Here is a 22,381-nt window from a genome sequence, read left to right as displayed (position 1 = left end):
TCCGGCCTTTCGTCATCAGTTGCGAAGTTTGTACCCCGTTCTGAACACCCACGAGAGAAAACCGAGACAGAGCCCGAGGAAGGCAACGATCATCAAAATGCTGATGAGCGGCTCAACGTCCGATATCTCGAAGAAGCTCCAGCGGAAACCGCTCACGAGATACAAAACCGGGTTGAAATGGCTGACCGTCTGCCAGAACGGCGGCAGGACTTCGACCGAATAGAAGGTACCGCCGAGGAAGATGAGCGGCGGAACGACCAGCATGGGCACGAGGCTCAACTGCTCGAAATTCTTCGCCCATATACCGATGATGAAGCCGGCGAGACTGAAGGTAACGGCGGTCATCAGCATGAAGAACAGCATGAGGACCGGGTGCGCGATCGAGAGATCGACGAAGAAGGCGGCCGTCGCCAGGATGATGAGACCGATGATCATACCCTTGGTGGTCGCCGCCCCGACATAGCCGATCAGGATTTCCGTCATCGCGACCGGGGATGAAAGAACCTCGTAGATCGTTCCGGTGAACTTCGGGAAATAGATTCCGCTCGATCCGTTCGCCACGCATTGCGAGATCAGCGTCAGCATGATGAGGCCGGGCGTGATGAAGCCGCCGTAAGCGACCCCGCCGATCTCCTGCATGCGCGAGCCGACGGCCGCACCGAAGACGATGAAGTAGAGCGCCGTGGAGACCACCGGCGACACCACGCTCTGAAGCAGTGTCCGGCGAGTACGCGCCATCTCGTAGAAATAGATCGCCTTGATCGCCTCGACGTTCATGCCTGTTCTCCGATGAGCGAAACGAAGATGTCCTCGAGCGACGACTGCCGCGTAGAAAGGTCGGCAAACCGCACCCCTGCCGCCTCGATGGCGGAGAGGAGGCCGGTGATGCCCCCGTGATTGGTCTGCCGGTCGTAATCGTAGATGAGTCGCGTGCCGCCGGGGGAAAGCTCGAGCTGCCAGGCGGCGAGATGCGGCGGCACGGCATCGATCGGCTCGACGAGATCGATGGCGAGCTGTTTGCGCCCGAGCTTGCGCATCAGCGTGTCCTTGTCCTCGACCAGGAGCAGTTCGCCGTGGTTGATTATGCCGATCCGGTCGGCGATCTCTTCCGCCTCCTCGATATAGTGCGTCGTGAGGATCACCGTCACGCCGCCCTCGCGCAGCCGCGAGACGAGCTGCCACATGTCCTTACGCAGGTTGACGTCGACGCCTGCCGTCGGCTCGTCGAGGAAGAGAAGGCGCGGCTGGTGCGCCAGCGCCTTTGCGATCAGCACGCGCCGCTTCATCCCGCCGGAAAGCTCACGCAGCGCATTGTCACGCTTGTCCCACAGTGACAGCTCGCGGAGGATACTCTCGATATAGGCCGGGTCCGGCTTCCTGCCGTGGAGACCGCGCGAGAAGCTCACGGTGTTGAACACGGTCTCGAAAAGATCGGTCGTCAGTTCCTGCGGGACGAGGCCGATGATCGACCGCGTCTTGCGGAATTCGCTGACGACGTCGTGACCGGCCACCAGCACCTGGCCGCCGCTCGGATTGGCGATGCCGCAGGCAATCGAGATCAGAGTCGTCTTGCCGGCACCGTTCGGGCCGAGAAGCGCGATGATCTCTCCTTCGGAAATGTCGAGCGAGACACCCTTGAGGGCCTCGAAACCGTTGGCATAGGTCTTCTTGAGATCACGAATGGAAAGGATCGGAGACATGGGGAAAGAAGCTCCTGGAGGGTCGTGAACCCTCTATATAGAAACGTCGAGCCGGGATACCACCCCACCCTCTGCGCGACTTGTCGATCCGTTTCGCTCTTGCCGGCTTTCAGGTCCCGACAGGCTTCAGTGTCAGTTCCTGCAGGATGGCGAGTTCGGAATAGACGCGATTTCGGCCATAGCGCTTGGCGAGATAGAGGAACTGATCCGCGGCATTGAGGTAATTGCTGAAGTTCTCCTGCCCCTCGACCTGTGCCACGCCGATGGAGGCGGTCACGCCAAGGTCGGCGTCGTCGAGCGCGACCCTGACGTCCGCGATCTGACGGCGCAGCATCTCGCAGAAATCGCTCGCTTGCTGGATGTCCATGCCGACCAGCAGGATCCCGAATTCCTCGCCGCCGAGCCGCGCGAGCATGTGGTCCGTGTCGTCGAGCGTCTCCCGCAGGCGGGTTGCGACCGCCTTCAGCACCCGGTCGCCGATCTCGTGTCCGCAGGTGTCGTTCAGCCGCTTGAAGTGGTCGATGTCGAGCATCGCCATGCTGCAGGGCTCGTCACGGTCGAGACACGAGGCGACGATCGCCGGTCCCTCGTCGAAGAAATGGCGCCGGTTGCGCAGCCCCGTCAGATAGTCGCTGAAGGCGGCCAGCCGCAATTGCCGGATCTGCGACAGCGTCTCGACATTGTGCCCGATCCGGCACTGCAACTCCTCGACCACGAAGGGACGGTAGACGAAATCATTGGCGCCGGCCTTGAGAAAGCTCGCCGAGAGCAGCCGGTCCGCCGAAGAGGAGATGCCGATGATCCGGACCCGGTCGGACGTATGCACCCGCCGAATGCGGCGCGTCAGTTCATAGCCGTCCATGTCGGGCATGTTGTAGTCGGTGACGACGAGTTCGATGCCCGGGTGCTGTTCGAGCATGGTCATCGCCTCCGTTCCCGTCGAGGCCTCGAAAACCTGGAACTGCTGCAGCTTGAGGAGATCGGCAAGCATCTTGCGGGCCGAGGGGACGTCGTCGACGACGAGGACGCGGACGCTGCGGTTGGCGAGAATGCGCTCGACGGCGCCAATCACCATGTCGATCGCCCGCTCGTTGTTCTTGATGACGTAGTCGGCGACGCCGCGCGCGACCACGCGCTCGCGCATGTGGCGATTGAAGTCGGCCGTGAAGACGACGGCCGGGATATCGTGTTGAACCACCTGATCGAGGATCTGGCCGTCGGGCGAGTCGGGCAGGTTCAGATCCACCACCGCGACGTCGTATTGCCGGGCCCTCCCGGCGACAGCGTGCCGGAAGTCCTCAGTCGTCGCGCAGTGGGTGACCCTGAGGCCATGTTCCTTTTCGAACCGGTGAGCCAGGATCGAGGAGAGCGTTCGCGAATCCTCTATGACCAGAACATGCCCCTTCCTTCGCGAGGTGGGCCTGGTATCCGCAGTCATTTCGGTTGGCAAAGACATTGCTCTTACTTCCATAAGCCGAATGAGTGGCACGATAGATGCAGGTATCGGTCGGGCGCTCGCGCACCCGACCCCATTCTCGTCACTTGCGTACGGCCAGCCTCAGGAGAGTCTTTGCTGTGCCGCCTTTATCTGGGTCAGGGTGTCGAGATTCTGGTTCACCCGGCAGTAGAACTCCTCGTCGATGAACGGCCGCAACATGAAATCATTGCCGCCGACCTTGAGGAAACGTGCCGATAGCAGGCGATCCGTCGAGGAAGACACCCCGATGATCCGCAGCTCGTGAGACCCCCTCACCCCCCTTATCCGTCTCGTCAGTTCGAAGCCGTCGACATCGGGCATGTTGTAATCAGTGATAACCAGCCCGATATCCTGATTTGCCCTAAGTATTTCGAGCGCCTTCGCACCACTTTCCGCCAGACTGACGCGAAAATTGTAGCGTTTCAACCGGCTCGACAGCAAAGCGCGCGCTGTCGGACTGTCATCCACAACAAGAACGTGGTGACGATGATTCGTTAGGAAGCGGCAGACCGACTCCGCCAGCATTTCGACGGCGAAGATATTGTCCTTCAGAATATAATCGACGATGTCCTTGGCGAGCAGCTTTTCGCGCAACTGCTCCTGGAAGGTCCCGGTGAAGATGATCGTCGGGATATTGAGGTCGATCAGGTATTCCAGCGCCTCGCCCTTCTCGGCTCCGGGCAGGTTTATGTTGGAAATCGCCAGCGTCACCGGCTCGTCCGACAGCTCGTTCGCTGCCTGCAGGTCCTCGAAAGAGCGACAGATTTCCACGTCGATGTTGAAGAGCTCCTTGAGCCTCGTGCGGATCATCGAGGTAAAGACGTTCGAATCTTCCGCGACGATGATACGCGCATCCGGAAAGGATTCTCCGGTATACTGCATGCCCGAAATACCAAGGAAAGTCATGGAGCGCCTTTGCTGCTTTTTATCGACGCCGGACGTTAGACCGAATGGTTTGCGGAACTATTAATCCGCGCCCCGTCGAATAGCATCTGAGGACACTTACGCTCCGGCGAAGGAGCGGCATTTGGCCGCCCGTCGTCTGTGAGACCAGCAATGTTTCGGATTGGCTCGCCGCGTCGGATCGCGGCCGTCACTTCACGGTGGCCGTGCCGTCCTTGATCTCGACGGTCTCGCCGCCTTCAAGGCCAATGCGGTCACCGCTTGGAAGCGTGACGAAGCAGCCGGAAGGGCAGAAGCTCTCGCTCGCGCCGGCGTCGACCGCAAGCTCGACGCGCGAGCCGTCTTCCACGACCTGCAGAACCACCGTCGACGATCCGCTGTTGATGACCGTTGCCGCCAGGGCACCGGCGGCCATGCACGTCGAAAGGAGAACACTCAGTACCAGTCTCGTCATCGTTTCGCGGCGTCTCGCGGACGCCTCCCCTGCTCACCGTCGGCTTCCGGCAATCCCTTCACCCGACACCCCTCGTTTATCGTGCCCGGCCTGAACGCCGCCTGAACACCCTTATCGCAGCAAATTGCCACTCGCCTCGTCCGCCGGCAAGCCGTCGTCCGCCATACCCGGCAGTTCGTCGACCGCTGCAAGCATCGGGCCGCCACCGCCCCGTCGCTCGCCCGGACGCCTCGCATCATCGGCGGGGCGCATGTGCAGGTGAACGTCCTGCTGCGGGAATGGTATCCCGATCCCTTCCGCCCGGAACCGTTCCAGGATCGTGACGTGGATGTCGTTCTTGACGCCGCGGGAATTCAGGACATCGCCGATGAAGAAGCAAAGACGGAAATCGAGAGACGACGGCCCGAAGCGGTCGAAAATGACGAAAGGCTCGGGATTGCGCAGCACACCGTCGTGGGTCTGCCCGATCTCCTCGAGGATCGCCATGACCTGCCGGGGGTCGCTGTCGTAGCTGACGCCGACCGGAATATCGACACGACCGAGGCTGTTGCGGTGTGTCCAGTTGCCGACGGAGGCATTGATGAGCTCGGAGTTCGGCACGATGATCGACTGCCGCTGGAAGGTCTCGATTTCGGTCGCGCGCACCGAGATGCGCCGCACGAAACCCTCCGTCGTCCCGGTGGCGACCCAGTCGCCGACCTTGAACGGCCGTTCCGCCAGGAGGATGAGCCCGGAGACGAAGTTCGACACGATGTTCTGCAGCCCGAAGCCGATGCCGAGCGAGAGCGCGCCCGCGACGAGCGCCAGGCTCGATAGATCGATGCCGGCGGCGGAGACGCCGATCAGCCCCGCGAGTGCCGTGCCGAGGTAGCCGATCGCCGTGCGCACCGAATTGCGCACGCCGGGATCGACCTGCGAGCGGGCCATGATGCTGCCGTCCAGCCACTTCTGGAACCAGCGGGTTCCAATGAGGCCCAGAACGAAGAGCAGGATGCCGCCGAGGATGCCGAACACCGAAAACCGGATGCTGCCGACATTGACCTCGGTGAACATGGTGAAGAGCCACGCCTCGATGTCGCCCGGCTGAAAACCCCAGGAGATCAGGATCAGCGGAATGCCGATCGACAGCGCGAAGAGGTAGATCAGCAGGCCAGCCGCCATGCCGGTCTGGTCGAGTGCGACCGGATTGAGCAGGAAGCGCCGTTCGAGATGGCGGCCGACCCGCGTGTCACCGAAGCGGTCGGGTTCGGAGATCGCCTTTCCCGACAGGATGCCGATATACATCGTGACGACCACCGCGCCGTTGACGATGATCTGCGTTGCGAGGAAGCGCGCGAGCCCGACATAGCCTACGGCGCTGAGGAAGATCAGCCCGAGCCCGACGAGCCGCAGCGATATCGCCACCCACCGCGGCCATGGACGCCCCGGCGCGCGTGCGTCGCCTGTCTCGGCGACGACCGGCGTCATGAAGGAAACGGCGAAGATGATGAGGCCGACCAGCGTGGAGGAGAGAAAACTCTTGAACACCGTCAGGACAACCGGCGATCCGAGCGCCTCGCTGATGGTGCCGAAGACATAGTCGAGCCCGTTGATCACCGCCATCAGGAGGACGGCCGTCACGAGATGGCGCGCGCCGCGGTCGGAAACCCGGATCAGCCGCCAGGTGGGCGCCTTCGGCGCAAGGACCGCTTGCGTCAGCAGGCCGACGAACACGACCAGCCCCGCAAACGCGAAGGTGACGGCCATCATCGGTGCGACGTCCTGCCGGAGCACCTTGAACGTGTCCAGGAAGAAGTAGGTCGCCGCGAGGAAGGCGCAGAGCGCCAGCGTGGGCAGGATGGTCGACCAGAATGCGACCGACAGGCGGCTCATGTAGGTCGGCGCCTCGATCGCCGGATCGCGCTTTATCAGTCGCCCGAACAGCCGGTATTCGACGAACATCAAGACGAGAGCGAGCGAGAGCGAAAGCATGACCGCGATGCCGAGCGGCACGCGCTTGAACTTCAGGATGAACGTCACCCAGCTGCCGAGTGTGCGCTGAAAATCGGAGGCTTCGTTCGAAAACGAGCTCGCCGCCTCCGAGAACACATCCATCGATATCTCTGTATGAGCGAACAACTGCTCGGCAAAGAGATCACGGCGCATCTTCGTGATTCTGTTGGATAGTTCCGAAGCCTTGATCGAGATGTCCTCGGCCTGCCCCGTCAGCGTGTTGATCTCCAGCCGGTTGGCAGTGAGCTTGTGACGTTCCTGCGTGACCGCCGGCGCCTCCGCCGGCTGCCCGTCCTTCGGCGGTTCGCCGAGCTGGTCGAGCCGCGACTTGATCTCGTTCAGGCGCGGCCGCAGGTCGACGGACACCTTCAGGACGTCGCGGATCAACGAATCGACGCGCACCTTGATATCGGTCAGCGCGGCATCGTCGCTCGCCCGGCGCTCGACGTCCGCGGCGAGCGCGTCGAGCCGCTTCCTCACGTCCGCGATGTGATCGGCCGCCTTCTGCTCCAAGGTTACGTCCTGTACGACGACCGGCTCCTGCGCCTGGGCAACATGCGTCCCGACGGGTGACAGGAGAAAAGCCCCTGCCCCCGCAGTCAGCAGGAGGAGGAAGAGAATGCGGAGAAACGACAAGGCTGGTCCTTCATTCGCTGGTGGCGGAACGTGGCGGACAATAGTACCTGACGCCACGAAAGAAAAGGAACGGCTCCATGATCCCGGCAACATCATGGCGCAAGCGACGCGTCGCCGGAGAATCGGCACTGAGAGCGCCGGCAACGGCAGACACGGAGTTATCCACAGTTATCCACAGGCAAAAATCGCAGATTCGGGGAAAATAGCGAGAACACGGCGTGAACAACAGAAAGGTAACGAGAACATAAGGCGACCATCGTCGGCGAGCCGCTACCTCCCCGTCGGCATCACCCGGACGCAAAAAGGGGCGGCTGATCGCCACCCCTGGTATTCCGATTTTGCCCGCATGGTACCAGCGTCGTTCCGCACTGGCTGTTCGCCAGTTGGACGCCCGCACCAAGGAGAGCGGAGGCGTGATCCGTCAGCCTCCCGCCCGACCAAAGCCGATCAATCGTCGTCGCCACCGTCGTGATCGCCACCATCATGGTCACCGCCATCGTGGTCGCCGCCGCCGTCATGATCGCCACCATCATGGTCTCCACCGTCGTGGTTGTCGCCATGATCGTCGTCGCCGCTGTCGTCCGACCCGTTGTCGTCGTCCGATCCGTTGTGATCGTCATCCGAGCCGTTGTCGTCGTCGGTACCGTTCACGTCGTCATCGGTCCCATTGTCGTCATTGCTTGCGGTCTGATCACCGTCGTCGGAGCCGCCCGTGCTGGACGAAGACGAGAGACCGAGACATGCGGCAACCGTCGCGCAACCGCCGGCGTGGGCCGGACCGGAGACAAGAGCAGAAGCCATCAGGGTGAGCATTGCAGTGGTTGCCAGAAACTTGTTCATTTTGTGCACTCCTCGTTGAACACGGGAGCGGTTGTAAGGAACAGAAGCTGACAGATAGCTGACCGAAAAACATAGAATTTTTCATAACCGTCGATTTTCTTCACTCGACAGTTCTCAGCGGGAATGATGAAATTTCAATGGTTAAGATAAAAATGGTGGGTGATGTAGGGCTCGAACCTACGACCCGCTGATTAAGAGTCAGCTGCTCTACCAACTGAGCTAATCACCCGACCGTCGCGCCGTCTGGCGGCGTGAGGGGGCGTATAAACAGGATCGCGGAACTTGTCCAGCGCCCGAGCAAAAAAACTTGCGGCTCCGGCGGAAAAAAATCACACGCGCAGTCTAACGCCTTGTTTTTAAAGCTCTAAGGACCCGGACGCCACACGAACGGCCTGACCGCCGATACGCGCCCGTGCAATCTCGCCGTCGGCAACGTCGATATGGAGGTGGATATAGGAGGGCCTCCCCATTTCCACGCCCTGTTCCACCAGCAGAGGGTGATGGCCATCAGGAAGCGCGTCGAAGTGATGGACGGCGCCGGAGAGTGCCGCGACCGCCGAGCCGGTCGCGGGATCCTCAGAGATACCCATGTCGGCGCTGAACATGCGGGCATGGAACTTCGCTCCGTGATGGATGCCGCCGCGGCAATAGACATAGGCCGAAGCGAGGCCCCCTTCGGCGAACGGCGCGATTCTCTCCCAGAACTGCGGATCGAAATCGACCCGCTCGACCGCGCCGATATTCTGGACGGGAATCATGATGAAGGGAACACCGGCGCTCCAGAGCGAGGGCACGTGATTCTCGAATCCGATCTGCTGCGGCTTGAGGGAGAGTGCCTCGGCGAGGGCCTGGCGATCAAAAGCAAGATCGATCCGGGTCGACGTGCGCGGCAGGTCGAATTCGGCAAAACTCGCCTCGCCTTCGCGCAGCCGGACAGCGCAGCGCACCGGGCCGACGTTTTCCTCGAGCACGGAGACGAGCTCGGTCGCACCGTTCGCCCCTTCCCTCTCGGCAAGTGCGACCGCCGTGCCGACGGTCGGATGTCCCGCGAAGGGCAGCTCCCGCGCCGGGGTAAAGATGCGGATACGAGCGGTATGCGTCGCATTTGCGGCCGGCATCACGAAGACCGTCTCGGAAAGGTTCGTCTCGCGGGCGATCGCCTGCATTTCGAAGTCGGTCAATCCGTCGCCGTCGAAAACGACACAAAGCGGATTGCCTGCAAGCTTGCTGTCGGTAAACACGTCATAGATGCAGTATCGCCGCACCAATCTCTCTCCTCGCCGCATTCCGTCGCCCGCACACTGCCCCAGCCGCAGCGCAGGCGCAAGCGATGGCGTCAACGGTCCCCGGCGAAGAACCAGTCGATGAGCGGCAGCATGGCCGCGGCATAGCGATGTGCAGTCGGATCGGACGAACGGATCGCCACGGCGCCTGCGATCTCCGGGCGTTCCTCGCTGCGCATATGCTCCTCGATGCGGGTCACGAGTTCGGCGGCGCTCTCGCCTCGGCGGAAGAATTGGTAGACCGTCACGCGCCGCCGCAGGTGGCTGGCAAACAACTGGCCGTCGGTGTCGTCCGTCGAGAGTTCGAGGCCCGTCTCTTCCCTGACTTCGCGCAGCATGTTGCCGAGGAGGTCGCAATGTCCTTCGACGACGTCACCATCGTCGAGCGAGCCTGCAGCGCAGTAGACCTGTCCGGGATTGGCGGTGTGCTCGGACATTCTGACGGCGATGATCGCGCCGTCCGACGAGACAATCACCGGGAAACCGAAGAGATGGAAGCCACTCGTCGGCGCAGGCTGACTGCGCCACCAGAGGAAGGTCGAATAGGGAACGATGTGCCCCGTCCCGCTGATCGCTCCGTCCTGAAAATTCAGGCGCCGCTGGAACACGATCTTTCCGTCGAACAGCGCCGGATTGCGCGAAACCTCCTCGCGCCAGTTGAGTGCCGCCGCCTCCCGCTCCGCCAGATGAAAGGGATGATCGCCCGGTTCCACCGCCAGCGTGACCTGCCGGACCTGAAAGAGCGTCTTCTCCGGCGGCCACAGGAGTTCAGAACGATCCGGCGCAAGGTTCATTGGATAAATCCCGAAGTGGCAGAGACGAGGTGGTGCAGACATCGTCCGCGGTAGCGCGAGGCCGGACGGTCCCAAGGGAAGCGTCCGGGCGGAAAGTGACGAGGCCGCGACCAGTTGTCAAATCTCGTGCTGCTGCACACCGATGGCCGAACGATCGATCCGTTTTCAGCCTTCGCGAAGAAGCGCTTGGACGGTATCTGCTCGGGTCCCGGACTTTTATTGGGTCGACATCTCCCCTGAGCCGCTATCCTGTTGATGTGGGGAGAGAATTCCTGCGATCACCGTACACCGGGAAAATGAAGCAAGGCATGAGCATGAGGACGAACACCAACTGGCGGGCGCGGTTGCGCTACGAATTCGACAAGAGCATGTCGGCAGGAACCGTCGCGCTGATCGGCTGGCTGGCGCTCGTCTCGCTCGTCGTCATCATCGTTGCCGCCGCGTTTCTCTCCCTGAGCGGAATCGGCCCCGACGACGGCTCGCCGGTCACCTTCGTCGAGGCGGCGTGGGAATCGCTGATGCGTACCATGGACGCCGGCACGATGGGCGGCGACCAGGGCTGGAGCTTCCGCGGGGTATCGCTCGCCGTAACGTTCGCCGGCATCTTCGTCTTCTCCGCCCTCATCAGCGTGATCAGCTCCGGCCTCGAAGGCAAGCTCGACGAACTGCGCAAGGGCCGCTCTCACGTGATCGAGAACGACCACACGATCATTCTCAACTGGTCGACCTCGATCTTCGACATCATTTCGGAACTGGTGATCGCCAACCAGAGTCGCAAGCACGCCCGCATCGTCGTCATGGCGGCAAGGGACAAGGTGGAAATGGAAGAGGAAATTGCCGCCAAGGTCGGCGATCTCAAGAACACCAGGATCATCTGCCGCAGCGGCGACCCGACGAATCTCTACGACCTCGCCATCCTGAGCCCGCAGACCTCGCGGTCGGTGATCGTCCTCTCACCCGACACTGACGATCCGGATTCGCAGGTCATCAAGACCGTGCTCGCGCTCGTCAACGATCCCAACCGCCGCACGGCACCGTACAAGATCGCTGCCGAGATCCGTGACGCGGCAAATGCAGAGGTCGCGACGATCGTCGGAGGGCGCGAAATGCAGCTCGTGCTCGCCGACGACCTGATCTCGCGGATCGTCGTCCATTCCAGCCGCCAGGCTGGCCTCAGCGCCGTCTATTCGGAACTTCTCGACTTCGACGGATGCGAGATCTACACGCTCGACCAGCCGGAGCTCGCAGGCAAGCCGTTTGGCGCCGCCGCGATGTCCTACGACAGCTCGACGCTGATCGGCATCTGCGACAAGGAAGGCAAGGTACACCTCAACCCGTCTCCGAACCGCGTCTTCGAACCCGGAGAGAAGGCGATCATCATCGCCGAGGACGACGCCTCGATCAGAATCTCGTCCACTCCGGCCGTTTGTGCCAAGGACGCGATCCTGCCCGTCGTTATGCGAGAGCGCCGCCCCGAGCGAACACTCATTCTCGGCTGGAACCGGCGTGGCCCGCTGATCACAACGGAACTTGCACGCTACGTCGCTCCCGGTTCGTTGCTCACGATTGCCGCCGACACGCCGCAGTTCGAGCAGGAGGCCGCCTCGCTCGCGGTGCCCGGATCGGGTTTCACCGTTGAGTACAAGGTGATCGACACGAGCAGCCGTACCGCGCTCGAGGCGCTCGACGTTCCGTCCTACGACCACGTCCTCGTCCTCGGCTACAGCGACCACATGAGCGCTCAGTCGGCCGATACCCGGACCTTGATCACGCTCCTGCAGCTGCGCAAGATCGCGGAGCGGGCCGGCAAGCACGTCAGTGTCGTCAGCGAGATGATCGATGTGCGCAACCGCGAACTCGCGGAGGTGACGCGCGCCGACGATTTCGTCGTCAGCAACAAGCTGGTCAGCCTGATGCTCGCGCAGGCCTCGGAGAACGAATATATGGCCGCGATCTTCGGGGAACTGCTCGACGAGGAAGGGTCGGAAATCTACCTCCGCCCGCTGCCGGATTATGTCGCGGTCGACAGGCCGGTGAACTTCCACACGATCGCGCTTTCGGCGCTGCGTCGGGGTGAGATCGCGATCGGTTACCGGCGGCAGCGTGAGGACGATCCAGACGAGCGCAATCTCGGCGGCGTCACGGTCAATCCGAACCGCACCGAGATGATTTCCTTCGACAAGAAGGACATGGTGATCGTGCTTGCCCGCGACTGAAAGGCGCGCTCGCCATCGCGGGCGGCATCCCGCACGAGAAAGGCCCGTCGTCTCCGGCGGGCCTTCGTGCATTCACTCGGGCGGAACGTTTCAGGCCGCCGCTGCGATCACCCCGCCGATCAGCCGTCCGAGCCGTTTGATGCCCTCGTCGATCATCGCCTCGTCGGCGCAGGAGAAGGAGAGCCGGATCGTATTGGTGCCGGAACGGTCGGCGAAGAAGGCCTGGCCGGGCACGAAGGCCACCTTCTCCGTCTCCACGGAACGGGCGAGCAACGCGGCCCCGTCCATGCCTTCCGGCAAGGTGACCCATATGAACATGCCGCCCTCCGGCTTCGTCCAGGTCGCGCCTGCGGGCATATAGCGGTCGAGCGCAGCGAGCATCGCGTTACGGCGGGCGCTATACGCCGACTTGATCTTGGCGACCTGCTCTTTGAAATAGCGCTCGGCGACTTGCGCGATGGCGATCTGGTTGATCGTCGAGGAATGCAGGTCGGCTGCCTGCTTGATCAGGACCAGTTTGCGGATGACCGGCGTGGCGGCGACGACGTAGCCGACCCGCAGGCCCGGCGCCAGCGTCTTGGAAAAACTGCCGCAATAGATCGTGCGCGTATTTTCGATCGAGCCCTTCCGCGCAATCTCGAGCGAGAGGATCGGCGGGATCGCCTCTCCCTCGTAGCGCAGATGCTGATAGGCGGCGTCCTCGATGACCGCAATGTCGAGTTCCTCGGCCATGGCGAGAAGACGCTCGCGTCCGGCGCGGTCGACCGTCTCTCCGGTCGGGTTGGCAAAGTCGGTTGAAAGATAGGCAAACTTCACCTCGCCGCCCGCCTTCTGCGCCGCGCCCCGATAGCTCTCCGGCGTCCGGTTGCCGGAAAGCGTGAGCTGGTCGAAGGTCGGCTCATAGGCGTTGAAGGCCTGCAGCGCGCCGAGATAGGTCGGCCAGCCGACGAGCGCGGTGTCCTTCGGCGAGAGGAAGAGCTTGCCGATGTAATCGAGCGCCTGCTGCGAACCGGAGGTGATGAAGATGTTGTCCGCCGTGCAATCGATACCGATCCGGCCCATCTCGCCCTGAAGCCATTCGCGCAGCGGCTTGTAGCCTTCGCTCACCGAGTATTGCAACGCCGCGCCGGCACCCTCGCCCGCGAAGACGTCGGCATAGGCCGCCTTGAACTGCTCGTCGGGAAAGAGCTTCGGATCGGGAATCCCGCCTGCGAACGAAATGATGTCGGGCTTGTCCAGCAGTTTCAGCAGTTCACGGATTTCCGATGCACGCATCCGCGACGAGCGCGTCGCGAAGATCGCTTCCCAGTTCAGCATGGGTGTTTCCTCGGTATGTTCTGGAACACCGAGAAGATCATGGATGCATCGTTAAGTCAACAATACTGACCTATATTGCAGCACAACAAAAATGACCCGACTCGTGGTCCGAAGTGGATCCCGACCCGACGCGGTGGCAGAGGCAACACTCCGGAGAACGTGGTGCCCCGGATCCGCCGGCCGGGCCTACCGCGGGCCATGCAACGCCCCCTCTCCAGCTGGTTCGACGGACCGATCCAACGCGCCCGCGAGCAGTGCCTTTGCCGCCCAGAGGACGACCTCTTGGGCCTCGCCGGGTTTGAGATCGCAGACATCCTTCAGAACCACGAGCGTTTCAATCCCGGTCATCAGGGCCAGGCCGTGAACCAGCCGCCGAAAATCGTCATGCGGAAGCGTCTGGCGCAGAGGTTCGAGCGCCGCGGTCAGCCATGTAATGCGACGTGCACCTCTCTTGGCCTCGCCCTTGCCGCTGACGCTGCTTGCCAGCAGCGCCCTGAACATCGCTTCGTTCGTTTCCACCATGTCGTAGACCTGCCGGACGACGCTCTCCACCCGGAGTGGCACCGAAGCAACCCCGTCGCCCTCCTTCGGAAGTTCGATGCCTATGCTGCTTGCCACCGCGTCGAGCGCCGCCTCCCGGATCATATCTTCCGAGGTCGAGAAATAGCGGTAGGCAGTCGCTCGCGAGATGCCCGCATGATCGGCCACGTCGGCGACCGACGGCTGCTGGCCCTTCGCAGTCAGGTCCTGCGCAGCGCGCAGCAACTCGGCGCGGGTACGACGCTTCTGATTTACACGTTCGAAACTTTTCTCTTGACCGGTCATTCCTACCTCTTTATGAGACGCAAATCTCATTACGATGCAAATGTAGCATAAAGCCAGGAGGACGCAACCATGGATGCCACAGTTGAAAATCCGGACGGCATGACCGTTCCGTCGAAGACACTTCACTTTCTCGGAAATCTTCTCACCTTCCGTGCGCGGTCGGCCCAGACCGGCGGCAGTTTCTCCCTCGCGGAATGCCAGACGGCGCCGGGCGCCGGTTCACCACCCCACACGCAAAGGGACGAGGAAGCCTTTCTGGTCACGGAAGGGCAGTTCGAGTTCATGCTTGATGGAAAGACGCACCTCTGCGGCCCGGGCGATTTCGTCCATGTCGCGCCGAACACGCCACACGCCTTCCGCAACCCCGGCGACAGGCCGGCGAGAATGCTGATCATCAACCTTCCGGGCGGCTTCCACGAAGGCTTCTTCGACGCCGTCGGCGACGTCGTTGATCCGGCGACGACAAGCTTTCCGCCGATGTCGCCTCCCGACATCGCGATGATCGCCGCCGCGGCTTCACGCTACGGGATCGAGCTTCTGCCGCCGACAGCCTGACCGGCGACGTCACCTGCAGGGCGACTGAGTTAGGGAAGTTTTAGGAAGCGCCGACCGCCGGCAGCCGCTATCTGCCCTCCGCGCGACGGTGATCAGCCCCCGAAACTGCACGGGCGGAAAAGACGGGACGAAGACGTCGCGAAGACCTTGTTGTACAGTAAAAATCCGGGGGCCGGTAAGCAGAGGGGATCCTGCGGCGCCTCCGCAAGAAAGGAGAGGAAATCACAATGCGTGGACTACCGTTCTTCTGCCTGGCAAGCGCCAGCCTCTACGCTCTCGTCGCGATGTCGCTCGGCATCTACATGGGAGCCAGCCATGACCATGTGCTCGCGCCCGCCCACGCCCACCTCAACCTCGTGGGCTGGGTTTCGGTGGCGCTTTACGGCCTCTATTATCACGCCGTCCCGACGGCAGCGGAAACAAGACTGGCGAAGATTCATGTCGCCGTCGCCTCGCTCGGCGTCGTGCTGCTGGCACCCGGAATAGCGCTCGCAGTCCTCGGCATCACGGAAGGTCTGGCCTCGATCGGCTCGCTGGTCACCATCCTGTCGATGCTGCTGTTCGTGGCCGTGGTCTTCACCAACCGCGCCAAGGCCGCCTGACGGACGGTTCATCGCAGGTGCGGAGACACCCGCCCCTCACAAGCGAACAAAAGGCCGAGGAGGTCACCCTCCCCGGCCTTCATCCGTCGGTTCGCTACAGGCGAAAGTCGATCAGTTCTTCGACTTGTCGACGAGCTTGTTCTTGCCGATCCACGGCATCATGCCGCGCAGCTTCTCGCCGACTTCCTCGATCTGGTGCTTGTCGTTCATGCGGCGGATGCCCTTGAACCGGGCAGCACCCGAATGCCATTCCTGCATCCACTCGGAGGTGAACTTGCCGGTCTGGATGTCGTGCAGGACGCGCTTCATTTCGGCCTTGGTTTCAGCCGTGATGATGCGCGGGCCGGTGACGTATTCGCCCCATTCGGCGGTGTTGGAGATCGAGTAGTTCATGTTGGCGATGCCGCCTTCATAGATCAGGTCGACGATCAGCTTCACTTCGTGCAGGCACTCGAAATAGGCCATTTCCGGGGCGTAGCCGCCTTCGACCAGCGTTTCGAAACCGGCGCGGATGAGTTCGACGAGGCCGCCGCACAGAACGACCTGCTCGCCGAAGAGGTCGGTTTCGCACTCTTCCTGGAAGGTGGTTTCGATGATGCCCGAACGGCCGCCACCGACGCCGCAGGCGTAGGAGAGAGCGAGCTCAAGGGCATTGCCGGACGCGTTCTGGTGAACGGCGACGAGGCACGGCACGCCGCCGCCCTTCTGGTATTCGCCGCGAACGGTGTGGCCCGGGCCCTTCGGCGCGATCATAACGACGTCGATGGACGCCTTCGGCTCGATCAGGCCGAAGTGGACGTTGAGGCCGTGGGCGAAGGCGATCGCCGCCCCGTCGCGGATGTTCGGGGCGATTTCCGACTTGTAGATGCCGGCCTGGAGTTCGTCCGGGGTCGCCATCATCATCAGGTCGGCCCAGCCGGCCGCTTCGGCAACCGTCATGACCTTGAAGCCGTCGGCTTCGGCCTTCTTGGCGGTCGCCGAGCCCGCCTTGAGGGCGATGGCGACGTTCTGCGCGCCGGAATCCTTGAGGTTCAGCGCATGCGCACGGCCCTGGCTGCCGTAGCCGATGATGGCAACCTTCTTCGACTTGATGAGGTTCAAGTCGGCATCACGATCGTAATAGACGCGCATTGTCTTTCCTTCCCTATGCTTTGTCCGTTTATACCAGTTCGTATCCGGCGACCCTTCGGAAAATCCTCAGTCCGCCAGCATCTTCTCCGTGCCGTAGAGCGTCAGGAAGGACGAAACCGCCCTCGCCGCCCGGGCTCCGAAACTTTCGACATCCGGCTTTTCGCCGAGCAGCATGCGCACATGCATGTCCGAAACGATCAGGCCGTAAAGGGTCCGGTAGGCCTCCTCGCCGTCGACAAAGCGCAGCAGACCGTCACGCTGCCCGCTTTCCAGGAGCGCGCGCGCGCGTCGGTCGATCTGGCGCCGTCCGCGTTCGAGCAGCATCCGGCCGAGCTTCGATCCGTCGCGGCTCGTCTGGCCGATCGCCAGCCGGTTGAGCGCCAGCGACACGTCGCCTGCAAGCACGCCCAGAAGATCGCGGGCGAAGAGCTCCAGATGCTGCGTCAGGCTTTCCGCGGTCAGTCGCTCGCCAGAGCGCTCGAAGGTCCGTACCTTGCTCGCCTGATACGAGATCATCGCCGAAAGCAGGCCGTCGCGATCACCGAACCACTTGTAGAGGCTCTCCTTCGAGCAATTGGCCGCCCGCGCCAGCCCAGCCGTCGTCAGGGCCTTGTCGCCGCCCTCGACCAGAAGACGCAACGCCTCGGCCAGCACGGCGCTCTGGCGCGGTGTGAACTCGGTGGACGTGGAGTCGTCGGTCTGCAAGGCTGGTCTCCTTGAAGTACCGTACTGTACGGTACTCGTCGTATGTACCGCCTCCCCTTTGCGGCGTCAAGGGCCCTGTGATGGACGACGTCGACAGGGAAAACCCATGAAAGACGGTGGGGTCGGCGGTCACATTAAGTTGAGGTCAATTTGCAGGAAATCATTCATTTCGCACAACAATGCGTACACATCGTATTTGTAAGCTTTTATTTTTAAACGATTTTTGTTTCAAGAGGGGCAGCGGCGATCTGGTTCACGACATCGAACCAACTGGTTCTATGCCGCACAATTCGATCTTGTAAACGCAGAAGAATGGCGCCAGATATCTCTCATCGAACCGCCGAGTTCGACGAACAAAGCCAACGAGTTCGAGAAGCGACTAAGGAGTTGAGCATGAAGACTCTCGCGGCGGCAACAGCGCCAATCACCTCCCACGCAGGTGCCGCGGCTTTCGCCATCGAACCGCTCCCTGGCAGGGTCACCTCTGGCGGATACGCATCCGTCCATTGGATGGCGCCGGCCGGTTCGAACTTCCAGCACCTTCTTCGCCTTAAGCGGCGACCAGGTGAACGAAGTCTACCGTAGGAATACCGACCGCACGGTCGAGTTGGTCGCCCGCACCTTCGTCGGCAGGTGACCCCTCATCATTGCGAACGGACGATCTCCGCCCGTCGCTACAATCATAGGTATGCCTCATGCGGATGAATTACCCGCATGACGGAAAAGAACGAAAAGGAATGACATCATGAAGACCATCATTGCAGCAGCAACCGTCCTCGCCTCTCTCGCCACCTCCGCCTTCGCGCTCGAGCCGACCAAGGGCCATACCGTCTCCGGCGAACCTCAGGCGAGCTACGAGCAGGCGCCGGCCGGCACCAGCATCTTCCACACCGGCTCCATCAGCGACCAGACGAACGACCGCGGCGCCACGTCGCTGGAACCCACCAACGGCAACAACTGATTTGTTTCATGCGGTGAAACTCCCCGCATGACGGAAAAGAACGAAAAGGAATGACATCATGAAGACCATCATTGCAGCAGCAACCGTCCTCGCCTCTCTCGCCACCTCCGCCTTCGCGCTCGAGCCGACCAAGGGCCATACCGTCTCCGGCGAACCCCAGGCGAGCTACGAGCAGGCGCCGGCCGGCACCAGCCTCTTCCACACCGGCTCCGTCAGCAACCAGAGCCGTGACGACTACCGGACGGCGGACGCCCACGGCGCCACGTCGCTGGAGCCCAGCCACGACTGATTTGTTTCATGCGGGAAAACTCCCCGCATGACGGAAAAGAACGAAAAGGAATGACATCATGAAGACCATCATCGCAGCAGCAACCGTCCTCGCCACTCTCGCCACCTCCGCCTTCGCGCTCGAGCCGACCAACGGCCGCGACGTCTCCGGCGAACCACAGGCGAGCTACGAGCAGGCGCCGGCCGGTACCAGCCTCTTCCACACCGGCTCCATCAGCGACCAGAGCCGTAACGACTACCGTTACACGAACGACCGCGGCGCCACGTCGCTGGAGCCCACCAACGGCAACAACTGATCCCTCCCCCCCGGTCTGTATTGGCCCACGGCCCCGGAGCGCAAGCTCCGGGGCCCGATTGCATCGATAGGGCTTCGCACCAGTTTTGGCATTTGGCGGAAGAGCGCGGTCGCGCTATGGCTTGCCGGATCTCAATCCTCCACGGAGCACACCAATGCGGGCCCATATCTCTACATTGCTGATCGCCGGCGCTTTGGCCGCACTGCCGAGTATCGTCCTTGCGGCCGAAAATCGCTGCGGCTGGGTGCAGAACCCCACCCCCGGCAACTACTGGCTCGACGACCGCGACGGCATCTGGATCATCGCAACCCAGGGCTCGGAAACCGAAGCGCTGGGCATGGAAAACATGGGCGATATCTCCGCCGGCGATTTCGTCAAGACCAACGGCTATTACGGTTATGCCTGCGGCTGCATGAAGGTCGAGACGGAGCGCAATACCGATCCGCAGGACACCTCAGCCGGCCGGATCACCGCGATCTATTCGTTCAAGCAGCTCGCGATCGCCAAGTGCAGCGCCGACAAGAGCTTGCCGACTCCGGAATAATCCTCATTCCGCATAGTTGACCGGAACAGCCTCGCCGGCCTTCAGCGTCTCCATCGATATGAAGGCCGAGACGTCGAAGAGTTCGATACGGCGCACCAGTCGCCGGTAGACGACATCATACTGCTCGACCCGCGGAACGGCGATCTTCAGCAGGTAGTCATAGCTGCCTGTCAGCCGATGCGCCTCCACGACCTCCGGAATGTCGCTGATTGCCCGACGGAAGGCTTCCGTCCAGTCTTCCGAGTGGTGCGAGGTCTTCACCAGCGCGAAGACGGTGGTCGGCACGCCGACCCTATCACGATCGAGGATCGCGACCCGCCGCGCGATATACCCGGCCTCCTCCAGCCGCTGGATGCGGCGCGAGCAGGCCGAAGGTGACAGCGAAACCAGATCGGCAAGCTCGGAAACCTGTATTGCCGCGTCATGCTGCAGCGCATCCAGAATCTTTCGATCACGTTCGTCCAGCATCTCCCACCTCGATTCGAGACAGTTCGCGCACACCGCGCGCGCGTTCAATGTTTCTTGCGCAATCCTGATGCATACATTAGCAGCCCGCATCCGAAGTTTGCAATCCACTTGCTCGGAATCGGCCGGATAATTCCGGCAAAGTCCAGCAAGGGAACGCGACCATGAAGACAATCGGCCTCATCGGCGGCATGAGCTTCGAAAGCTCGGCAGTCTATTATCGTCACATCAACGAGATGGTTCGCAGCCGCCTCGGCGGCATCGCCTCGGCCGAAGTCTTGATGCATTCGGTCAATTTCGCCGAAATTGTCGGCTATCAGAAGGCCGGCCGTTGGGATCTCGCCGAGAACCGCCTGGCCGAATGCGCCCGAGGCCTCGAAGCGGCGGGCGCCGATTGCGTGCTGATTTGCACCAACACCATGCATCTCGTCGCCGACGCCGTCGCCGCGCGCGTCGATATTCCCGTCATCAACATCATCGACGAGACGGCGGCAGCGATCCGCGCCGCGGGCTTCAAGCGCCCGCTCCTCCTTGCCACCCGCTACACCATGGAGCACGGCTTCTACACCGAGCGCATGCGCAAGCAGGGTCTCGATCCCATGGTGCCGAACGAAACGGACCGGCAGACGGTCCACGACGTCATCTTCGACGAACTCTGCGCCGGCAAGGTCGTCGACACCTCCCGCGACACCTACCTCGCGATCATCGACAAGGCGAAGGCCGCCGGCGCCGATTGCGTCATTCTCGGCTGCACCGAGATCTGCCTGCTGATCGACCCCGACCAGTTCTCTCTGCCCGGCTTCGATTCGACACGCATTCATGCGGCCGCTGCGGTCGAGTTTGCCTTGTCGGACGTCAGTTCCGATCGGCAATTGGTTGCCTGAGTCAATTATTTCGTTGTTGTAGTCTCATTTCTGTTCTATCCGGTATTCGAAGGAGAAAACGATGCCGGACAGAGACCTGACGACCATAGATGCCGTGCGTGCCTTCAATCGGTTCTACACCGACCGCATCGGCATTCTCGATCGCGCCTATCTCAAGGCGAACTGCACGCTGGCGGAAGCGCGCGTGATCTACGAGCTCGGCGCCCGTGGGCAAGCCTCGGCCGCCGAACTCGTCCGCGACCTGCACCTCGATCCGGCGTATCTCAGCCGCATCCTCAAGGCCTTCCGGACGAGAAGGCTGGTGGAGCAGACCCGCGATCCCGCCGACGGTCGCAGCCAGCTTCTGACGCTGACCGCCGACGGTGCCACCGAACGCAAGCTCCTCGCGGAGCTTTCCCGCGACCAGCTCGCAACGATGCTGGAGGACCTCGGCCGCTCCGAACGCGGAGCGCTCGTCACTGCGATGGCGACTATCTCCCGTCTGCTCGACACCGACAGGCGCAACGCCGCGCCGCCCGTGCTGCGGCCGCACCGGCCGGGCGACCTCGGCTGGATCGTGCAGTCGCAGGCGGAGTTCTACACCCGCGAATTCGGCTGGAACGACCGGTTCGAGGCGCTCGTCAGCGACGTCGCCTCTAAATTCCTGGCGAATTTCGACGCCGCGAAGGAGCGGTGCTGGATCGCCGAGCGGAGCGGCGTCCGGATCGGCTCGGTGCTGGTGATGGACGGCGGCGACGGCGTCGCCAAGCTGCGGTTGCTCTATGTCGACGAAGCGGCCCGCGGGCTCGGGCTCGGGCGCCTGCTGGTCGAGCAGTGCATCGAATTTGCGCGCCGCAGCGGCTACCGGCGCATGACGCTATGGACCAACGACATCCTGCACGCGGCGAGGCACATCTACATCAAGGCCGGTTTCAAGCTCGAGTCGGAGGGCCGCCACACACTGTTCGGGCCGGAACTGAACGGCCAGACCTGGGCGCTCGATCTCTAGCGCCGATGAGCGTCAGGCACCCTCGACGTCGAACCGCCGCCGTGCCTCGCGCACGGTGAGGTAATTGTCCTCCGCCCATTGCAGCAGGCCCGCCAGCGCGCCGTAGAGCGAGTGCCCGAGGTCGGTCAGCCGATACTCGACGCTCGGCGGCTTCGTCGGAAACACGGTCCGGTGGACATAGCCGTCGCGCTGCAGGTCGCGCAGCGTCTGCGTCAGCATGCGTTGCGAGATATCCGGAACGAGCCGCCGCAACTCCCCGAAACGATAAGGTTTTTCGGACAGCGCCAACAGGATGAGCGTCGACCATTTGCCGCCGATATGGTCGATGACCGTCCGCACGGGGCAGTTTTCCAAGGGAGAGTCTTCGCCGCCGAAACCGGACATCTTGGTTTTGAAATCGAAGCTCGCGACGGTCATGGTGGTTCCCTTTCGGTAACGTGGTCACGAAAAACTGCCTTCTTTACAAGCGCAGGTCAATTCCCAAATTAGTGCTACTCTCTTTTTGAGAGCGCCATAACACGGACG

General features: G+C 62.2%; 24 protein-coding genes and 1 tRNA gene. 9 read left to right on the top strand and 16 right to left on the bottom strand.

Features of this window, described 5'->3' with window-relative positions:
* Positions 1-15: 15 nt before the first annotated feature.
* The 10 genes from EUU22_RS14140 to EUU22_RS14095 form a co-directional block, all read right to left on the bottom strand.
* Entirely contained in the window at positions 16-777 is a 762-nt protein-coding gene (locus EUU22_RS14140; protein ID WP_129332610.1) for an ABC transporter permease, read from the bottom strand.
* A complete protein-coding gene (locus EUU22_RS14135; protein ID WP_129332609.1) occupies positions 774-1,700 on the bottom strand; it encodes an ABC transporter ATP-binding protein in 927 nt (308 codons plus the stop codon). The genes EUU22_RS14140 and EUU22_RS14135 overlap by 4 nt, the downstream gene beginning before the upstream one ends.
* Before the next feature lie 109 nt (positions 1,701-1,809).
* The gene (locus EUU22_RS14130) at positions 1,810-3,156 is read right to left on the bottom strand and encodes a diguanylate cyclase (RefSeq protein WP_245485033.1); all 1,347 of its coding nucleotides are present in this window, start codon (positions 3,154-3,156) and stop codon (positions 1,810-1,812) included.
* A 102-nt stretch (positions 3,157-3,258) separates the two neighbouring features.
* Positions 3,259-4,083 carry a response regulator gene (locus EUU22_RS14125; RefSeq protein ID WP_129332607.1) on the bottom strand — a complete coding sequence of 275 codons (825 nt, stop codon included), beginning with the start codon at positions 4,081-4,083 and terminating at the stop codon, positions 3,259-3,261.
* 187 nt (positions 4,084-4,270) lie between these two features.
* The gene (locus tag EUU22_RS14120) at positions 4,271-4,534 is read right to left on the bottom strand and encodes a hypothetical protein (RefSeq protein ID WP_129332606.1); all 264 of its coding nucleotides are present in this window, start codon (positions 4,532-4,534) and stop codon (positions 4,271-4,273) included.
* Positions 4,535-4,645: 111 nt separating this feature from the next.
* Positions 4,646-7,258: a mechanosensitive ion channel family protein gene (locus EUU22_RS14115; protein ID WP_129332605.1), complete on the bottom strand. Its 2,613-nt coding sequence runs from the start codon at positions 7,256-7,258 to the stop codon at positions 4,646-4,648.
* 351 nt (positions 7,259-7,609) lie between these two features.
* Positions 7,610-8,002 carry a hypothetical protein gene (locus EUU22_RS14110; protein ID WP_129332604.1) on the bottom strand — a complete coding sequence of 131 codons (393 nt, stop codon included), beginning with the start codon at positions 8,000-8,002 and terminating at the stop codon, positions 7,610-7,612.
* 153 nt (positions 8,003-8,155) lie between these two features.
* A tRNA-Lys gene (locus tag EUU22_RS14105) sits at positions 8,156-8,231 on the bottom strand.
* 127 nt (positions 8,232-8,358) lie between these two features.
* On the bottom strand, positions 8,359-9,288 hold the full coding sequence (locus EUU22_RS14100; protein ID WP_439329149.1) for a PhzF family phenazine biosynthesis protein: 930 nt from the start codon (positions 9,286-9,288) through the stop codon (positions 8,359-8,361).
* Positions 9,289-9,338: 50 nt separating this feature from the next.
* Complete coding sequence (locus EUU22_RS14095; protein ID WP_129332602.1) at positions 9,339-10,079, bottom strand: NUDIX hydrolase; 741 nt, start codon at positions 10,077-10,079, stop codon at positions 9,339-9,341.
* A gap of 308 nt (positions 10,080-10,387) precedes the next feature.
* Between EUU22_RS14095 and EUU22_RS14090 the strand changes: the two genes are divergently transcribed.
* On the top strand, positions 10,388-12,295 hold the full coding sequence (locus EUU22_RS14090; RefSeq protein WP_245485029.1) for a CASTOR/POLLUX-related putative ion channel: 1,908 nt from the start codon (positions 10,388-10,390) through the stop codon (positions 12,293-12,295).
* A 90-nt stretch (positions 12,296-12,385) separates the two neighbouring features.
* On the opposite strand, the gene EUU22_RS14085 is transcribed toward EUU22_RS14090, so the two are convergent.
* Positions 12,386-13,612 (bottom strand): aminotransferase-like domain-containing protein, encoded by a 1,227-nt coding sequence (locus tag EUU22_RS14085; protein ID WP_129332601.1) that lies wholly within the window; start codon positions 13,610-13,612, stop codon positions 12,386-12,388.
* 186 nt (positions 13,613-13,798) lie between these two features.
* Entirely contained in the window at positions 13,799-14,437 is a 639-nt protein-coding gene (locus tag EUU22_RS14080; RefSeq protein ID WP_129332600.1) for a TetR/AcrR family transcriptional regulator, read from the bottom strand.
* 69 nt (positions 14,438-14,506) lie between these two features.
* On the opposite strand from EUU22_RS14080, the gene EUU22_RS14075 reads away from it, so the two are divergent.
* Positions 14,507-14,992, top strand: a complete 486-nt coding sequence (locus EUU22_RS14075) for a cupin domain-containing protein (RefSeq protein ID WP_129332599.1) — start codon at positions 14,507-14,509, stop codon at positions 14,990-14,992.
* 227 nt (positions 14,993-15,219) lie between these two features.
* Positions 15,220-15,594 carry a hypothetical protein gene (locus tag EUU22_RS14070; RefSeq protein ID WP_129332598.1) on the top strand — a complete coding sequence of 125 codons (375 nt, stop codon included), beginning with the start codon at positions 15,220-15,222 and terminating at the stop codon, positions 15,592-15,594.
* A 111-nt stretch (positions 15,595-15,705) separates the two neighbouring features.
* On the opposite strand, the gene ilvC is transcribed toward EUU22_RS14070, so the two are convergent.
* Together ilvC and EUU22_RS14060 are read right to left on the bottom strand one after the other, a co-directional pair.
* Positions 15,706-16,725: a ketol-acid reductoisomerase gene (ilvC, locus tag EUU22_RS14065; protein WP_114361523.1), complete on the bottom strand. Its 1,020-nt coding sequence runs from the start codon at positions 16,723-16,725 to the stop codon at positions 15,706-15,708.
* Between the two features lie 66 nt (positions 16,726-16,791).
* On the bottom strand, positions 16,792-17,430 hold the full coding sequence (locus tag EUU22_RS14060) for a TetR/AcrR family transcriptional regulator C-terminal domain-containing protein (protein WP_129332597.1): 639 nt from the start codon (positions 17,428-17,430) through the stop codon (positions 16,792-16,794).
* A gap of 745 nt (positions 17,431-18,175) precedes the next feature.
* On the opposite strand from EUU22_RS14060, the gene EUU22_RS14050 reads away from it, so the two are divergent.
* The 4 genes from EUU22_RS14050 (at position 18,176) to EUU22_RS14035 (ending at position 19,519) form a co-directional block, all read left to right on the top strand.
* Entirely contained in the window at positions 18,176-18,391 is a 216-nt protein-coding gene (locus EUU22_RS14050) for a hypothetical protein (protein ID WP_129332596.1), read from the top strand.
* A 58-nt stretch (positions 18,392-18,449) separates the two neighbouring features.
* The gene (locus EUU22_RS14045; protein WP_129332595.1) at positions 18,450-18,680 is read left to right on the top strand and encodes a hypothetical protein; all 231 of its coding nucleotides are present in this window, start codon (positions 18,450-18,452) and stop codon (positions 18,678-18,680) included.
* Between the two features lie 58 nt (positions 18,681-18,738).
* Positions 18,739-18,975, top strand: a complete 237-nt coding sequence (locus EUU22_RS14040; protein ID WP_129332594.1) for a hypothetical protein — start codon at positions 18,739-18,741, stop codon at positions 18,973-18,975.
* 154 nt (positions 18,976-19,129) lie between these two features.
* The gene (locus tag EUU22_RS14035; RefSeq protein WP_129332593.1) at positions 19,130-19,519 is read left to right on the top strand and encodes a DUF4087 domain-containing protein; all 390 of its coding nucleotides are present in this window, start codon (positions 19,130-19,132) and stop codon (positions 19,517-19,519) included.
* 3 nt (positions 19,520-19,522) lie between these two features.
* On the opposite strand, the gene EUU22_RS14030 is transcribed toward EUU22_RS14035, so the two are convergent.
* Positions 19,523-19,987, bottom strand: coding sequence for an Lrp/AsnC family transcriptional regulator (locus tag EUU22_RS14030; RefSeq protein WP_112688210.1), 465 nt, complete (start codon positions 19,985-19,987; stop codon positions 19,523-19,525).
* Positions 19,988-20,148: 161 nt separating this feature from the next.
* Here EUU22_RS14030 and EUU22_RS14025 point away from each other — a divergent pair, with 161 nt between their 5' ends.
* On the top strand, positions 20,149-20,868 hold the full coding sequence (locus EUU22_RS14025; RefSeq protein WP_129332592.1) for an aspartate/glutamate racemase family protein: 720 nt from the start codon (positions 20,149-20,151) through the stop codon (positions 20,866-20,868).
* A 61-nt stretch (positions 20,869-20,929) separates the two neighbouring features.
* Positions 20,930-21,856, top strand: coding sequence for a bifunctional helix-turn-helix transcriptional regulator/GNAT family N-acetyltransferase (locus EUU22_RS14020; RefSeq protein ID WP_129332591.1), 927 nt, complete (start codon positions 20,930-20,932; stop codon positions 21,854-21,856).
* Between the two features lie 12 nt (positions 21,857-21,868).
* On the opposite strand, the gene EUU22_RS14015 is transcribed toward EUU22_RS14020, so the two are convergent.
* Entirely contained in the window at positions 21,869-22,240 is a 372-nt protein-coding gene (locus EUU22_RS14015) for a winged helix-turn-helix transcriptional regulator (RefSeq protein ID WP_245485070.1), read from the bottom strand.
* Between the last annotated feature and the right edge of the window lie 141 nt (positions 22,241-22,381).

The sequence above is a fragment of the Ciceribacter ferrooxidans genome, from assembly GCF_004137355.1.
Lineage (GTDB): Bacteria > Pseudomonadota > Alphaproteobacteria > Rhizobiales > Rhizobiaceae > Allorhizobium > Allorhizobium ferrooxidans.
Note: the sequence above shows the minus strand (reverse complement) of the source record. Positions and strands in the feature narration are given on the sequence as shown.